Raw genomic sequence first — 15,688 nt, 5'->3', positions numbered from 1 at the left:
GGGGCGGCGGCACCGACGACGGTCAGCGGCCGCGACGGGCCAGGTCGGCGGCCTTCACTCCGACGCCGAGCATCACCGGGGCGGCACCCTGCGGCTCGGCGGGGGTGGACGCCTCGGCCACGGCCGCGGTGAAGCGGCCGCCCTGGGCGCCGCCGGGCGCGGCCTGGACCTGGACGTGGACGCCGTCGGACGACACGGCGCGACGCGAGCGCCGGCGCGGCGATCCGGGCACCGGGGCGGTCGGAGCCGCCTGGGCCTCGGTCGGGGCGTCCGCGGCGGACGCCTGGTCCGCGTCCGCCGTGGGCTCCGCCGTCGGCTCGGTCGCCGCAGGCTCCACCATCACGGCCTCCTCGACGGCGGCCGGGGCGGCGGGCTGCTCGTGGACCTCGGTGGCGTCCGTGGACTCCTCGGGCGAGGGCTCGGTGGCCTCCACCGGAGCCGCGTCCGTGCGGTCGGCCGTCCGCTCGGCGGACGCGTCCGCACCGGCGGCCGGACGGACGACGCCGTCGCTCGAGGCCCGGCGGGACCGGCGGCGCCGGGGCGCCGGGGCATCCTCGGCGGGCACGGGCGCCGGGGCATCCTCGGCAGGCACAGGCTCCGATGCGACCTCGGAGGACACGGCCACCGAGGAGTCGGCGTCCGCGGCCTCGTGCCGCGACGGCGTCGCGCGCTCCGCACCGTGGTCCTCGGCGTCGGCGTCGGCCTCGGTCGAGGCCGCCTCGCCGCCTCGGCGAGACCGCCCGCGGCCACCCCGGCGACGCCGGGACCGGCGGGGACGGTCGTCCTGCTCAGCCGCGTCTTCCGGGGACTCGGCCTCGGCGTCGGCCTCCGCCTCCGCGACGGCGGCCACGGCCTCCTCGGCCTGCACGACCGGGTCCTGGTGCTCGGGGGCCGCGGCGGCGGCCGGCTCGGCCGCCTCCTCCTCGGTCTGACGGGTCTGACCGGCGGACTCGGCGGGGCCGTCGTCGTGCGACCGCGCGGCATCCTCGGAGCCGGCATCCTCGGCGCCGGTGTCCCCCGACTCCTCAGCGCGGCCCCGGCTGCGCCGGCGGCCCCGACGGCGCCGGCGACGCGGCGTCTCCTCCTCGTCCGCCGCGGCCGGCTCCCCGGCCTCCGCGGGCCCGGTCGACGCGGCCTCGACGGCCTCGACCACTGAGTCCTCGGCGGCGTCCGCCGCCTGCTCGGCGGGGGCGGGCTCCTGCGCGGGGGTCTCGTCCTCGGCCACCTTGCCGGAGGCCTTCGCGATCGAGTGCAGGGCGACCCGGGCGGCCTCGGCCCGCTCACGGCGCTGCCGCTCGTCCTCGGAGTCGGCGTGCTCGGCGCCCGTCGTCGTGGCCGCGGCGGCGTGGGCGTGCTCGCCCTCGCCGTTGCCCCGGCGCCGGCGACGACGGCGGCCCTCCGCCTCGCCGCGCTGCTCACCGCCGGAGCGGCCCCGCTCGACGGGGGTGTCCTTGATGATGATGCCGCGGCCGGCGCAGTGCTCGCAGGTCTCCGAGAACACCTCCACGAGCCCGGTGCCCATGCGCTTGCGCGTCATCTGGACCAGGCCGAGCGAGGTCACCTCGGCGACCTGGTGCTTCGTGCGGTCCCGGCCCAGGCACTCCACGAGACGCCGCAGCACGAGGTCGCGGTTGGCCTCGAGCACCATGTCGATGAAGTCGATGACGATGATGCCGCCGATGTCCCGCAGGCGCAGCTGCCGGACGATCTCCTCGGCGGCCTCGAGGTTGTTCTTGGTGACGGTCTCCTCGAGGTTGCCGCCGGAGCCCGTGAACTTGCCGGTGTTCACGTCCACCACGGTCATGGCCTCGGTGCGGTCGATCACGAGCGAGCCGCCGGAGGGCAGGTACACCTTGCGCTCGAGCGCCTTGTGGAGCTGCTCGTCCACGCGGTGGGTGGCGTACAGGTCCTCGCCGTCGTGGTCCTCCGGCACCCAGTGGTGCAACCGGTCCAGCAGGTGCGGGGCCACGTAGGTCACGTAGGCCTCGATGTTGTCCCACGTGGCCTCGCCCTGCACGAGCATGGCGGAGAAGTCCTCGTTGAAGACGTCGCGGACCGTCTTGATGGTCAGGTCCGGCTCGGCGTAGAGCAGCTCGGGGGCGAGCACCTTGGTGCCGGACGCCTTCTCCTGGATGCCCTCCCACTGGGCGCGCAGACGGTTGATGTCGTTCTGCAGCTCCTGCTCGGAGGTGCCCTCGGCCGCGGTGCGCACGATCACGCCGGCGTCCTGCGGCAGGTGGTCCTTGAGGATCTTCTTCAGACGCGAGCGCTCCACGTCCGGCAGCTTGCGGGAGATGCCGGTCATCGAGCCTCCCGGCACGTACACGAGGTAGCGGCCGGGCAGGGAGACCTGGCTGGTCAGACGGGCGCCCTTGTGGCCCACCGGGTCCTTGGTGACCTGGACGAGCACGGTGTCGCCGGACTTGAGCGCGTTCTCGATCTTCCTCGGCTTGCCGTCCAGCTGGGCGGCGTCCCAGTTGACCTCGCCCGCGTAGAGCACGGCGTTGCGTCCGCGGCCGATGTCCACGAACGCGGCCTCCATGGACGGCAGCACGTTCTGGACCTTGCCCAGATACACGTTGCCGATCATCGAGTCCTGCGTGGTGTGCGAGACGAAGTGCTCGGCCAGCACGCCGTCCTCGAGCACGGCGATCTGGATGCGCTGGTCGCGCTGGCGCACCAGCATCTTGCGGTCCACGGCCTCGCGGCGGGCCAGGAACTCGGCCTCGGTGATCACGGTGCGGCGACGCCCGCCCGAGCGGGAGTCGCGGCGGCGCTGGCGCTTCGCCTCGAGCCGGGTGGAGCCCTTGACGCTCTGGACGGTGTCCGAGGCGGTGCCGACGGCCTGGCGCGGCGCGCGCACGCGGGTGACGGTGTGCTCGGGATCGCCGGCCTCGCCGCCGTCGAGCTCCATGTCCACCTCGCCGCGGCGGCGTCGGCGGCGCCGCCGGGAGACCACGGCGCCCTCGGCCCGGTCCTCGGACTCTCCGGCGTCCTCGTCCTCGGAGCGCTGCCGGGACGTGGTCTCGGTGCGCAGGACCTCGATCAGGTTCGCCGGCACGGCGAACGGGTCGGTCGGGTCGACCTGCAGCGTCGGCGCGCTCGGCTCCTCGGCCGGGTCCGCGGCGGCGGTGTCCGCCGCGGTCTGCGTCACGGCCTGCCCGGCCGTCTCCTCCGCGCGTTCGTCTGCGCGGGTCGTGTCCTCGTTGTTGGCCGCCATGGCAGCACCTCCCGCCGACCGACGACGCCACACTCGCCGCCGCCCGGCGTGTCCGCGTCCGCCGCCGGCCGCGTTGCCCCGGGCGCCGTGCGCCACGGGTGCGCCGGGAGGCGGACTCCGAGAAGTCATCGGGTGGACCGCGTCGACCGTCAGGGGCCGGCGCGGAACCGCTGCGCCCTCGAGATCGGGGCCTGGGCGTCACGTGCCGTCCGCCGGCCGGCGCACGGACGCACACGGGCGGGGCCCGGCGTCCACCTCCCGCACGATGCTCGACGCGGGGGCGCCTCGGCGGCGGCCCGACGTCGGGCGCGCAGCGGGCTGCCCCGCGGTGTGGCCACGGGACGGCCAGGGCCGATTGTCTCACATCCGCCCCGGGCGCGCGCCTAGAATCGTGTCCATGCCTGCGACCCCGCTGACGGACGACGTCCGCCTCTCCCCTGCCGACGACGTCCCCGCCGAGGAGGCCCGGCTCACCTGGTACGCCCGGCCCGCGGGCACGGCGGCGCTGCTCCTGATCACCTCGCTCGTGGCGCTGACGGCCACGATCATCATCATCGTCGAGCGCGCCCTCCTCACCGCTGACCCGACGCACCGCACGTCCTGCGACCTCAACCCGTGGGTGTCCTGCGGCCAGGTGATGCAGTCGTGGCAGGCCCACACCTTCGGCTTCCCGAACACGTACATCGGCGTGGTCGCGTTCTCCGTGCTCATCACCGTGGCGGTGTCCCTGCTCGCCGGCGCCCGCTTCGCCCGCTGGTACTGGCTGCTGATGAACGCGGGGATCCTGGCGGGCTTCGCATTCTGCGTGTGGCTCTGGTACTCGGCCGTCTACAGCATCGGCACGCTCTGCCTCTACTGCATGATCGTGTGGGCCATGGTCATCGCCCAGCTCGTGCTCGTGACGTCCCGGAACCTGCAGACCGGCACGCTGCCGGCCCCGGCCGGCCTCGTCCGACTCGCCCGGGAGCTGGCCTGGCCCGTGATCGTGCTCCTCTACGTCCTGGTGTTCGCCTCGATCCTGCTGGAACTGGGCCTCGGGGTCATCGGGATCGACTGAGCCCGCGCTCCCCCACCGGACGCGACGACGGCGGCCGGTCACCCCACCAGGGTGACCGGCCGCCGTCGTGCGGGCCCGGAACGGGCTCAGCCGAACCAGATCGCGAGCTCGCGCTCGGCCGAGAGGGTCGAGTCCGAACCGTGGACGAGGTTCTTCTGGACGGCCTCGCCCCAGTCCCGGCCCAGGTCGCCGCGGATGGTGCCCGGGGCGGCCACGGTGGGATCGGTCTTGCCGGCCAGCGAGCGGAAGCCCTCGATCACCGAATCGCCCGTGACGCGCGCGGCCACCACGGGGCCGGAGGCCATGAACGCGACCAGCGGCTCGAAGAACGGCTTGCCCTGGTGCTCCTCGTAGTGGCGCTCCAGCATGGCGCGGGTGGGCGTGAGCATCTTCAGATCGGCGATCACGTAGCCCTTGCGCTCGATGCGCGCGAGGATCTCGCCGACCAGGTTGCGGGCCACCCCGTCCGGCTTGATGAGGACGAGGGTCTCTTCGGTGTGGTGCGTCATGGGGTGTGCTCCTAGCGTCGTCGGACGGCCGCGAGCGCGGTCCGGTTCCCGCCCCACCCTAGTGGGGCCCGGGTCTCAGCGTCCGTGCTCGGCCTCCCAGGCGGCCTCGAGGCGGTCCCGGTGTGCGTTCTCGACGTCCATGGCACCGCCCTTGATCACGGCGTACGCCCACGTCAGCGCGAAGAGGGCCCCCACCACGAACATCGAGTACTCCCAGAAGCCGGAGGCCAGCAGGACGGCCTGGATCGCCCAGCCGATCGCGATGCCGACGGGCTTGCGCACCAGGGCGCAGGTCAGCACCGCGACGACGGCCAGCGCGGAGTAGCCCGCCACGAACCACCAGGCGCCCGGCTCGTCCCGGTGCATGCCGAACAGCATGAGCCCGAGGAAGAAGATGAGCACCGCCTCGAGCATGAGGATCGTGGAGGTGAACAGGGCGCGCACGGAGCGGCGGCGCCGACGAGTGCCGGGGCGCCACTGCCGCTGGGCTCGCGTCTCACGCGCGGGGCGCCAGGACTCGTCGCCGAAGCGCCCCTGCTCCGTGGCGCCTCCGGTCTCCGGCTGGTCGGGGGTCATCGGTCCTCCTCCGGCCGGCGGCGGGCGCCGGCGTCGTCGCGGTCCTCGAGCAGCTCGAGGATCTCCGGGTCCAGGTCGTCCTCGTCGGCGTCCGCCAGCCCGACGGCGTCGAGCAGGTCGGCGGGGTCGAGGCCGCGGGCGGCCACGGTGACGGGGCCGGCGTGGCGGGGCTCGCCCACGAGGGTGCGGACCTCCGCGGCCAGGGTGATCGAGCCGAGCACGAGCACGCCGCCGCCGGTGCCGGAGGCCAGTTCGTCCGCGCTCGTCTCCAGGGCCTCCGCGCGGCCGACCGCCCACTCCAGGGCGTCCGGCACGGACTCGGTGGCGTACACGTCATCCTCGGGCCAGCCGGCGTCGACGGCCATGCGGGCCAGCTCCCCGGCCGGGATGGCGCGGGCCGAGGAGGACTGCGTCACCGCGAGGTCCTCCACGTCGTCGCCGAACGCCCGGTAGAGCGCCGCGAGCATGCCCGGCGCGTCCTTCTCCTGGAGGATCCCGACGACCAGCGAGAGGCGGGTGAAGCCGAACGCCTCCTGCACCGCGCGGGCCGTGGCCCGCACGCCGTCCGGGTTGTGGGCGGCGTCCACGATGAGCGTGGGGGCGGTGCGCAGCACCTCGAGCCGGCCGGGCGAGGTGACCTGGGACAGCCCCTCGCGCAGCAGCTCCTCGTCCAGCGGCCGCTCGCCGCCGCCCAGGAACATCTCCAGGGCCGCCACGGCGACCGCGAGGTTCTGCGCCTGGTGCTCCCCGAGCAGCGGCAGGAACAGGTCCCGGTACTCGGCCGCGAGGCCACGCACGGACACCTGCTGGCCGCCCACGGCCAGGGAGCGCTCGAGCACGCCGAACTCGACGCCCTCGAAGCGGAACGGCACGTCGGCCGCCTGCGCCGCCTCGAGCAGCACCTGGGCGGCGTCGCGCTCCTGGGCGGCGGAGACGAGGGCGCCGCCGGGCTTGATGATGCCGGCCTTCTCCTCGGCGATCTCGGCCTCGGTCTCCCCCAGCAGGTCCGTGTGGTCCAGGGAGATGGGGGTGACCACGGAGACGACGGCGTCCGCGACGTTGGTCGCGTCCGTCACGCCCCCGAGGCCCACCTCGAGGACGACGACCTCCACGGGCTCGTCCGCGAACACCGCGAAGCCCAGCGTGGTGACCGCCTCGAAGTACGTCAGCGGGACCTCGCCCGCGGCCTCGAGCTCCGCGTCCACGGTCTGCACGATCGGGAGGATCTCCCCCCACACGCGCACGAAGGTCTCGTCGGCCACCGGGGCGCCGTCGATGCTGATCCGCTCCGTGACGCGCTGCAGGTGCGGCGAGGTGTAGCGCCCGGTGCGCAGCCCGTAGGCGCGCAGGACGGCCTCGACCATCCGCGCCGTGGACGTCTTGCCGTTGGTGCCGGTCAGGTGGATCACGGGGGCCGCGTGCTGCGGGTCGCCGAGCAGCGCGAGCACGCGCCGCATCGGCTCGAGCCGCGGCTGCATCGTGTTCTCCGGGGCGCGGGCGAGCAGGTCCCGGTAGACCTCCTCGACCGTGCCCGGGGCGTCCCCGCGCATCACGCGTCCGCCTTCGCGACGGTGACTGCCACGGTCTTCATGGCGTCGTCGGCCGGGTCCTTGCGCGGGTCGGCCGCACCGGAGTCCACGAGCTCCAGGTCCACCGTGAGGGTCTCCTCCGCGACGAGGCCGCGGTGGGCCTCGAGCGCCGCCACGACGGCGGTGGGGCCCTCGATCCGCGTGCGCACGCGGTCGGAGACGTCCAGGCCGGCGTCCTTGCGGGCCGCCTGGACGGCGCGGACCACGTCCCGGGCGGTGCCCTCGGCGGCCAGCTCCGCGGAGACCTCGGTGTCCAGCACGAGGAAGCCGGCGGTGCCGGGCAGCACGCCCACCGCGGTCCCCTCGGGGGCACCGGTGGAGACGGTGCGCAGCTCGTAGAGCGCGGGGGCCAGGGTCACGGTCTCGCCGTCGGCGAGCGTGACCGCCAGGCCCTCGGCCGTCTCCTCGTACGCGCCGGCGTCGACCGCCTGCTTCACGAGCGGCACCTGCCGGCCGAACGCCTTGCCGAGCTCGCGGAAGTTCAGCTTCAGCTCCGTGCCGATGCCGTAGCGGGCGATCGCCTCCTCCGAGAGCTCGGTGAGCTCGACGTCCTTGAGGTTCAGCTCGTCCGCCACGATGCGGGCGTAGGTGCCCTCGAGGCCCGCCGCGTCCGGGACGACGACGGACAGGCGGGGCAGGGGCAGGCGCACCCGGCGCCCGGCCCCCTTGCGCAGGGCCGAGCCGGCCGAGCTGATGCGGCGCACGGCATCCATGCGGGCCACGAGGGAGTCCGCCTCGGGCCCGTGGGGGAACAGGTCGGCGTCCGGGTAGTCGGTCAGGTGGACCGAGCGGCCGCCGGTGAGGCCGCGCCAGATCTCCTCGGCGATCAGCGGCATCAGTGGTGCGGCGGCCCGGGTGAAGGCCTCCAGGACGGTGTAGAGGACGTCGAAGGCGACGGTGTCCTCGTCGAAGAACCGCTCACGGGACCGGCGGATGTACCAGTTGGTCAGGGTGTCCATGAAGCCGCGCAGCGCGTCCGTGGCGTCCGAGACCTCGTAGGCGTCCAGGCCGGTCTTGACCTGCCGCAGCATGCGGCCCGTGGCGGCCAGGATGTACTGGTCCAGGGGGTCCTCGGCGGTGTGCCGCTCCTGCGCGCGGTACCCCTCGGGGCGGGCGCCGCCGTCGTGCGCGGTGTTCGCGTACAGGGTGAAGAAGTGGTAGGCGTTCCACGCCGGCAGCAGCACCTGGCGGACGCCCTCGCGGATGCCGTCCTCGGTGACGATCAGGTTGCCGCCGCGCAGGATGGGGCTGGCCATGAGGAACCAGCGCATGGCGTCCGCGCCGTCGCGGTCCAGGACCTCCGTGACGTCCGGGTAGTTGCGCAGCGACTTGGACATCTTCTGCCCGTCCGAGCCGAGCACGATGCCGTGCGCGATCACGTGGGAGAACGCCGGCCGGTCGAACAGGGCGGTCGCCAGGATGTGCATGGTGTAGAACCAGCCGCGCGTCTGGCCGATGTACTCCACGATGAAGTCCGCCGGGTTGTGCGTGGGGAACCAGTCCGCGCGTTCGAACGGGTAGTGCACCTGGGCGTACGGCATGGAGCCGGAGTCGAACCAGACGTCCAGCACGTCCTCGACGCGGCGCATGACCGCGCCGGCCGCGGCGGCCTCGGGGTCCGGGTGGGGGCGGGTGAGGTCGTCCACCCACGGGCGGTGCAGGTCCACCTCGCCCTGGGCGTTGCGCGGCAGGCGGCCGAAGGCCTCCTCGATCTCCGCGAGCGAGCCGTAGACCTCCTGGCGGGGGAAGTCGGGGTGGTCGGACTCCCACACCGGGATGGGCGAGCCCCAGTACCGGTTGCGGGAGATGGACCAGTCGCGCGCGTTGGCGACCCACGTGCCGAACTGCCCGTGCTTCACGTTGCCGGGGATCCAGGTGATCTCCTCGTTCAGCTCGAGCATGCGCTCCTTGATCTGGGTGACCTTGACGTACCAGGACGTCACCGCGCGGTAGATCAGGGGCGTGCGGCAGCGCCAGCAGTGCGGGTAGGAGTGCTCGTAGGAAGCTTCGCGGGCCACGCGGCCCAGGGCGCGCAGGGCGCGGATGATCGTGCGGTTGGCCTCGAAGACCTGGACGCCGGCGATCTCGCGCAGGTCGCCGCGCCCGACGTCCTCGCGGGCGAACAGCGGCAGGAACCGGGCTCCGGAGTCCACGGAGAGCAGCACGGGGATGCCGTTGGCCTCGCACACGCGCTGATCGTCCTCACCGTAGGCCGGCGCCTGGTGGACCACGCCGGTGCCGTCCTCGGTGGAGACGTAGTCGTCCACGAGGATGCGGTGGGCGCCCTCGACGCCGAGGTCACGGCCGTTGACGGTGAAGGTCTCCCCGCGGTGGGCGTCGAACACGTCCGTGAACAGCGGCGCGTAGGCCAGGCCGCCGAGGCGGGCGCCGGGGATCGTCTCGGTGACCGCGGCGCGGGCGGCGTCGGCGTCGGCGTAGCCGAGCTCCTTGGCGTGGGCGCCCACGAGGTCCACGGCCAGGAGGAAGCGGTCCCCGTCCGCGGTCGCGCCCTCGGGGCCGGCCGGCACCACGGCGTACTGGATCTGGGGGCCGACGGCGAGGGCCGCGTTGGTCGGCAGCGTCCAGGGCGTGGTGGTCCAGGCCAGGACGTGGACGCCGGCCAGGTGCGCGGCGAGCGCCGCGTCGGCGCCGCCGTCGGGCACGAGGGCGGGGTCCGCCGGGAGGCCGGTGATCGGGAACGTGACGGTGACCGAGGGGTCCTGGCGCATCTTGTAGACGTCGTCGTCCATGCGCAGCTCGTGGTTGGACAGCGGGGTCTCGTCGTTCCAGCAGTAGGGCAGGACGCGGAAGCCGCGGTAGGTCAGGCCCTTGCGGTGCAGCTCGGAGAAGGCCCAGATCACGGACTCCATGAAGTCCGGGGTGAGGGTCTTGTAGTCGTTCTCGAAGTCGACCCAGCGGGCCTGGCGGGTCACGTAGTCCTGCCACTGGTCCGTGTACTTCAGGACCGAGGAGCGGCAGGCGTCGTTGAACGTGTCGATGCCCATGGCCTCGATCTCGGACTTGTCCGTCATGCCCAGCTGCTTCATCGCCTCGAGCTCGGCGGGCAGGCCGTGGGTGTCCCAGCCGAAGCGGCGCTCCACGCGGCGGCCCTGCTGCGTCTGGTAGCGGGCCACGAGGTCCTTGACGTACCCGGTGAGCAGGTGGCCGTAGTGCGGCAGGCCGTTGGCGAAGGGCGGGCCGTCGTAGAAGACGAACTCGTTCTGCGAGCCGTCCTCGTTCCGGGTGGGACGCTGGTCGATCGAGGCCTGGAAGGTGCCGTCCTCGTCCCAGTACGCCAGGATGCGGCGCTCGATCTCCGGGAAGCGCGGGGAGGCGGGGGTGCGGCCGTCAGGGGCGGAGGAGGCGAGGGGGTACACGGGGGTCCTTTGCGTCCGGGGCGTCGGTTCCGTGCAAGGACGCCCGAGGGCCCGACCCTCCGGCCGGCCGCGGACGCGGTACCACCTTGCTTGCCGGCGTCGGGAGGTCCCCGGGGTGCTGGCCGCTTGATGACTGCTGTGACGGGCTTACCCGTCCGGTTCTACTGGGGCCGTGCGGCCCGTTCTTCCGGAGGCTCGCCGGTGATGGCCGGGTCGACGCCTGTGCCCGCCAGTGTAGTGGACGCTGCGCCGGCCCGTGGCCGCGGGGCCGGAGCGCGTCAGAGGGCGGTGCGCACGGCCGCCGACGCGTCGCCGTCGATCTCCACGTGGGCGGCGTCCCGGCCCGAGGCCCAGAGGAGGAGCTCCCCGACCTCGCCGGTCACCGTGACGGGCGCCCGCAGCGCCACGGCCCCACGGGTGACGGTGACCGGGGCGCGACCCGGGCCCTGGAGGACCACCGGCGCCGTGGACGTGCGCAGGAACAGCGGGGCCATGCGACGCAGCGAGCGGTAGAGGGCGTCCTCCTCGTCCGGGGAGAACGGGCGCGGGGCGGGCAGCGAGCCGCCGGTCGCGGACTCGCCGCGCCGGACGTCCTCGAGGTGGATGAAGTGCTCGGCCGCGTTCACGTGCCTGTCCGCCGCCCGCATGGGGTTCAGCGCCGACGGGCCCGCGGCCCACTCCCGCACGACCTCGGCGTAGTCGCGGCGCTTGGTGTCCGCGGTCAGGCGGTCGAGGTGGCGGGACAGCGGCGGGATGAACAGGGCGGCGAAGGCGTCGGGCCGGCTCTCCCGCAGCCAGAGGTGGGCGGCGAGGTCGCGGGTGCTCCAGCCGCCGCACAGGGTGGGCGCGTGGGGGCCCTTCTCGAGCAGGAGGTCAGCGAGACGGGCGCGTTCGGCTGCGGCGAAGGTGGTCATGGGCACCACGGTAGGGAGCGGGCCGCGGCGCGGGCGAGGGGTGGGCCGCGCCGCGGCCGCGAATCCGCCCGACGGGAGGACTCAGCCTCCGGCGCCGAGGAGGACGCTCTCCCGGGAGATGCGGGTCATCTCCTCCCGGTCCACGACCTTCACCCGCTCCCGCGCCACCGGCCCGGCCTGCGTGGCCTGCGCACCCAGGGACTTCTCGTGGTCATCCAGAGCATGCCAACCGGCCCACGTCGTGTACGGGACGCCGCGGGACTCGAGCAGCTCGATCACCGGCTCCTCCGAGGGCTCCTGAGCCCTCCACAACCCCGGCTCGTCCTCGATCAGATGCTTGATCGTCTCCAGAGAGTCACCCTTGGTGTGCCCGATCAACCCCACCGGGCCCCGCTTGATCCACCCCGAGGCATACAGACCCGGCACCGGGGCACCGTCCGCGTCCAGCACACGACCCTCCGCGTTCGGGATCACCCCGCGCACCTCATCGAACTCCACCCCCTCCACCGGGGACCCGAAATAGCCCACCGCCCGGTACACCGCCTGCACCGGGTAGTCCACGGTCTCCCCCGTCGGACGGACCCCACCGGAGCCGTCCAGCTCCATCCGGCGCATCCGCAGACCGTCCACCCGGCCGTCCCCGTCCTCGTCCAGGAACTCCTCCGGGGCCTGCAGGAAATGCAGGTGCAGCCGACGCGAGGCGCTCTGCTGACGGTCCTCCTGCTCCATGAGCCAGTTCGTCAACGTCCCCACCATCGTGCGGACCTGGTTGTTCTCCTCGATCGCCTTCTCCGAGGCCGCATCGAAGTCGAAGTCCTCCTCGTACAGCACGATGTCCACATCCCGGGAATGCGCCAGCTCCCGCAGCTCCAACGGGGTGAACTTCACCTGCGCCGGCCCGCGCCGGCCGAACACGTGCACGTCCGTGACCGGGGAGGCGGCCAGGTCCCGGTACACGTTGTCCGGGATCTCGGTGGGCAACAGGTCCTCGGCATGCTTGGACAGGATCCGGGCCACATCCAGGGCCACGTTCCCGTTGCCGATCACCGCCACCTGCGTGGCCTCCAACGGCCAGTGCCGCGACACATCCGGGTGCCCGTCGTACCAGGACGCGAAATCCGCGCCACCGAACGAGCCGGCCAACTCCACCCCCGGCACGTCCAGGGCCGCGTCCCGCACGGCACCGGTGGAGAACACGATCGCGTCGTAATGCCGACGCAGATCCGCCAGGCTCAGGTCCGTGCCGTAGTCCACGTTCCCCAGGAAACGGATGTCCCCGCGGTCCATGACCTTGTGCAGCGCGGTCACGATGCCCTTGATGCGCGGGTGGTCCGGGGCCACCCCGTAGCGGATCAGGCCGAACGGGGCCGGGTACCGGTCGAACAGGTCGATGCTGACACGGAAGTCCCGTTCCTCCTTGGTCAGGATGTCCGCCGTGTACACCCCGGCGGGTCCGGCACCGATGATGGCGATGCGCAACGGGCGGTCAGGCCTCGAGGACGAGGGGGTCGGGGTCATGCTCGTGCTCCTTCGGAGGTCGGGTTCAGGGTCGAGATCGGGGCAGGGATGCCGGCCGCCGGCGCGCCGGTGGCGTAAGAGCTCAGGCGCACGACGTCGCCCACGACGATCACGGCGGGGTTCTCCACACCGACGGCGGCCGCCTGCGCGGCGATGGTCTCCACCGTGCCCACGGTGACCCGCTGGTCCGGCATCCAGCCGCGCTCGATGATCGCCACGGGCGTCGCGCCGTCGAGGCCGCGCTCCGTCAGTCGGCGCGCGGTGTCCGCGAGCCGGCGCACGCCCATCAGCAGGACGAGCGTGTGGTCGGCCCGGGTGGGCACTTCGGCCAGCTCTTCGTGGCCGGTCACCAGCGTGAAGCCGGTGGCGACGCCGCGATGCGTGACCGGGATCCCCGCGGCGGCGGGCACCGAGACGGCGCTCGTGACACCGGGGACCACCTCGACGTCGACGCCGTGGGCGCGGCAGTGCGCCGCCTCCTCGCCGCCGCGGCCGAGCACGTACGGGTCGCCGCCCTTGAGCCGGACGACGAGGCGGCCGGCCCGGGCCTCCCGGACCAGGACGGCGTTGATCTCGTCCTGCGTGGCCAGGTGGTTCCCGGGGGCCTTGCCGACCTCGATCACGGGCACCGCCGGGTCCAGCTCGGCCAGGAGGGCGCGCGGGCCCAGCCGGTCGGCGACCACCACATCGGCCTCCGCGAGCAGCTGTCGGCCGCGCACGGTGATGAGCCCGGAGTCGCCGGGGCCGCCGCCGACGAGGGCCACGCGACCGGGCTCGGAGGACGCGCGCCGCCGGCGCAGCGGCAGCCGCCCCGTGGACAGGGCGAGGGCGATCGCGTCCTTCAGGGCGCGGGCGCGGCGAGGGTCTCCCCCGGCGTTGACGGCCACGGTCACGTCCCCGGCCCGGACGACGGCAGGCGTCCAGGCGGCGGAGGACTCGGCGTCGGAGGCGTCGACGCACCAGACGCGGCGGGCCTCGGCGTCGGAGGCCACGGCCCCGTCCACGGCCCGGTCGCCGGTGGCGGTCTGGGCGAACCAGACCCCGTCGAGGTCGGACGGGCGGTAGGGGCGGCGGTGCAGGGTGAGCAGGCCGGCCGCCGCGAGCCGCTCCACCTCCTCCCCCGGCTCCGGGGCCACCACGCTGACGAGCGCGCCGGCGTCGAGGAGGGCGCCCACGCGGCGCCCGGCCACCCGGCCGCCGCCCACGATCAGGACGGGACGGCCGAGCAGACGCAGGGAGGTGGGGTACAGATCGGACGCGGTCATCGCGTGCTCCCTTCCAGCAGCCCCCGGCGGCGCAGCATGCGCCGCTCGGCGGGGCCGAATGCGGTCAGTTCGACGAGGACGCCGACGGCCAGGATGGCCAGGACGGCGCAGAGGACGACGGCGAGGTCGGACTCGGCCCGTCCCTCGTGGAGCAGGGTCCCGAGTCCCACGCCCATGGGCCCGCCGACGGCGATGATCTCGGCGGCCATGAGGCCTCGCCACGCGAAGGCCCAGCCCTGGCGCAGGCCGGAGACGAAGGCGGGCAGGGCGGCCGGGAGGACCACCAGCAGGGCGGTCTCGAGACGCGAGGCGCCCAGCACCCGGGCCGCGCGACGCAGCTGCGGCGGCACCTGGTCCGTGCCGGTGGTGAGGCCGGCGACCACGGCGGGGACGGCGCCGGTGAGCATCACGAAGTACGCGGTGGCGTCGCTGAGGCCGAACCACAGCACCGCGAGCGGCACCCAGGCCACGTTGGGCAGCACCATCAGGGCCGTGAGCAGCGGGCCGAACGCCCGCCGCAGGACGCTGACCTGTCCGAGCAGCAGGCCCAGCCCGACGCCGACGACCACGGCGAGTGCGAAGCCGACGACGGCGCGGCCCACCGACGTCGCCACTGCCTGCTGGACGAGACCCTGGGCCCACAGCGTCCCGAAGGCCCCGAGGACGTCGCCGGGACCGGTGATCGGCTCGCCGCGCGCACCGGCCAGCCACGCGAAGGCCTGCCAGATCGCCACGAGCAGGACGACGGCGGCCACCGGGAGCAGGACCCGGCTCCAGTCCCACCCGGCCAGACCCGTCCGACGGGTCGAGTCGACGGCCTGGAGCGCGTCGAGGCCGCTGTCGAGCTCGCGCAGCTCGTCGTCGGTGGCGGCCCCCGGCGCGCGGCCGGGGGCGTCGAGGGTGGGGGTGTCAGTGCGCATGGCGACGGATCTCCTGACCGAGTCGGGCGGTGATGGCGGCCGTGAGGGCGGCCGCGGCGGGCGCGTCGTGGCGGGCGGCTGCGGGCACGTCCCATTCGGCGACGACGCGACCCGGACGTGAGGACAGCAGCAGCACCCGCTGGCCGAGGCGGACGGCCTCGGCCACGTTGTGGGTGACGAACACGACCGTCCGGCCGGTCTGCCGCCACACGCGCTCGAGCTCCCCATGCAGCAGGTCGCGGGTGATCGCGTCCAAGGCCGCGAACGGCTCGTCCATGAGCAGCAGGGGGCGGTCCTGGGCGAGGGCCCGGGCCAGGGCGACGCGCTGGCGCATGCCGCCGGAGAGCTGGTGGGGTCGCAGGTCGGCGGCGTCGTCCAGGTGGACGAGGCGCAGCAGCTCCCCGGCACGCTCCCGACGCTCCCCCGCGGCCACACCGGCGAAGCGGAGGGCGAGCTCGATGTTGCCGCGGGCGGTGAGCCACGGGAAGAGGGCGGCGTCCTGGAACATGAACGCGGCCCCCTCCCGGGGGGTCTTGACGACGCCCGCGGTGGGCGCCTCGAGCCGGGCGATGATGTTCAGCAGGGTGGACTTGCCGCATCCGGACGCGCCGAGCAGGCAGACGAACTCGCCCGGCTCGATCCGCACGGAGACGTCCTCCAGCACGGGCGTGGGCCCGCCGAAGCTCTTGCCCACGTCCTCCATCACCACTGTCATGACCGCTCCCGTCGCCCCGTCGTCATCC

Annotated in this window: 11 protein-coding genes; 1 reads left to right on the top strand and 10 read right to left on the bottom strand. The window is 74.0% G+C overall.

Going from position 1 to position 15,688, the window contains the following annotated elements:
* Positions 1–22 precede the first annotated feature (22 nt).
* On the bottom strand, positions 23–3,349 hold the full coding sequence (locus tag AC0VX2_RS04890; RefSeq protein ID WP_101965497.1) for an Rne/Rng family ribonuclease: 3,327 nt from the start codon (positions 3,347–3,349) through the stop codon (positions 23–25).
* A gap of 268 nt (positions 3,350–3,617) precedes the next feature.
* On the opposite strand from AC0VX2_RS04890, the gene AC0VX2_RS04885 reads away from it, so the two are divergent.
* On the top strand, positions 3,618–4,277 hold the full coding sequence (locus AC0VX2_RS04885) for a vitamin K epoxide reductase family protein (RefSeq protein ID WP_002853923.1): 660 nt from the start codon (positions 3,618–3,620) through the stop codon (positions 4,275–4,277).
* 86 nt (positions 4,278–4,363) lie between these two features.
* Here the strand turns inward: AC0VX2_RS04885 and ndk are convergent, their stop codons facing one another.
* The 9 genes from ndk to AC0VX2_RS04840 all read right to left on the bottom strand — a co-directional run bounded on the left by ndk (position 4,364) and on the right by AC0VX2_RS04840 (position 15,660).
* Positions 4,364–4,786 carry a nucleoside-diphosphate kinase gene (gene ndk, locus AC0VX2_RS04880; RefSeq protein WP_012750845.1) on the bottom strand — a complete coding sequence of 141 codons (423 nt, stop codon included), beginning with the start codon at positions 4,784–4,786 and terminating at the stop codon, positions 4,364–4,366.
* A 75-nt stretch (positions 4,787–4,861) separates the two neighbouring features.
* On the bottom strand, positions 4,862–5,362 hold the full coding sequence (locus tag AC0VX2_RS04875) for a DUF4233 domain-containing protein (RefSeq protein ID WP_036316917.1): 501 nt from the start codon (positions 5,360–5,362) through the stop codon (positions 4,862–4,864).
* Positions 5,359–6,912 carry a bifunctional folylpolyglutamate synthase/dihydrofolate synthase gene (locus tag AC0VX2_RS04870; RefSeq protein WP_475432739.1) on the bottom strand — a complete coding sequence of 518 codons (1,554 nt, stop codon included), beginning with the start codon at positions 6,910–6,912 and terminating at the stop codon, positions 5,359–5,361. Before AC0VX2_RS04870 ends, AC0VX2_RS04875 begins: the two co-directional genes overlap by 4 nt.
* Positions 6,912–10,328 carry an isoleucine--tRNA ligase gene (ileS, locus tag AC0VX2_RS04865; RefSeq protein ID WP_475432736.1) on the bottom strand — a complete coding sequence of 1,139 codons (3,417 nt, stop codon included), beginning with the start codon at positions 10,326–10,328 and terminating at the stop codon, positions 6,912–6,914. Before ileS ends, AC0VX2_RS04870 begins: the two co-directional genes overlap by 1 nt.
* A gap of 278 nt (positions 10,329–10,606) precedes the next feature.
* Positions 10,607–11,242, bottom strand: a complete 636-nt coding sequence (locus AC0VX2_RS04860; RefSeq protein WP_475432734.1) for a TIGR03085 family metal-binding protein — start codon at positions 11,240–11,242, stop codon at positions 10,607–10,609.
* Between the two features lie 81 nt (positions 11,243–11,323).
* Entirely contained in the window at positions 11,324–12,760 is a 1,437-nt protein-coding gene (locus AC0VX2_RS04855; RefSeq protein WP_475432732.1) for an FAD-dependent oxidoreductase, read from the bottom strand.
* Positions 12,757–14,025 carry a uroporphyrinogen-III C-methyltransferase gene (cobA, locus tag AC0VX2_RS04850; RefSeq protein WP_221844972.1) on the bottom strand — a complete coding sequence of 423 codons (1,269 nt, stop codon included), beginning with the start codon at positions 14,023–14,025 and terminating at the stop codon, positions 12,757–12,759. Before cobA ends, AC0VX2_RS04855 begins: the two co-directional genes overlap by 4 nt.
* Positions 14,022–14,945 carry an ABC transporter permease gene (locus tag AC0VX2_RS04845; protein WP_101965502.1) on the bottom strand — a complete coding sequence of 308 codons (924 nt, stop codon included), beginning with the start codon at positions 14,943–14,945 and terminating at the stop codon, positions 14,022–14,024. Before AC0VX2_RS04845 ends, cobA begins: the two co-directional genes overlap by 4 nt.
* A complete protein-coding gene (locus AC0VX2_RS04840) occupies positions 14,935–15,660 on the bottom strand; it encodes an ABC transporter ATP-binding protein (RefSeq protein ID WP_010078844.1) in 726 nt (241 codons plus the stop codon). Before AC0VX2_RS04840 ends, AC0VX2_RS04845 begins: the two co-directional genes overlap by 11 nt.
* Positions 15,661–15,688 lie beyond the last annotated feature (28 nt).

This window comes from Micrococcus sp. iso_239 (assembly GCF_056173395.1).
This window is presented reverse-complemented; position numbering and strand designations above follow the sequence as displayed.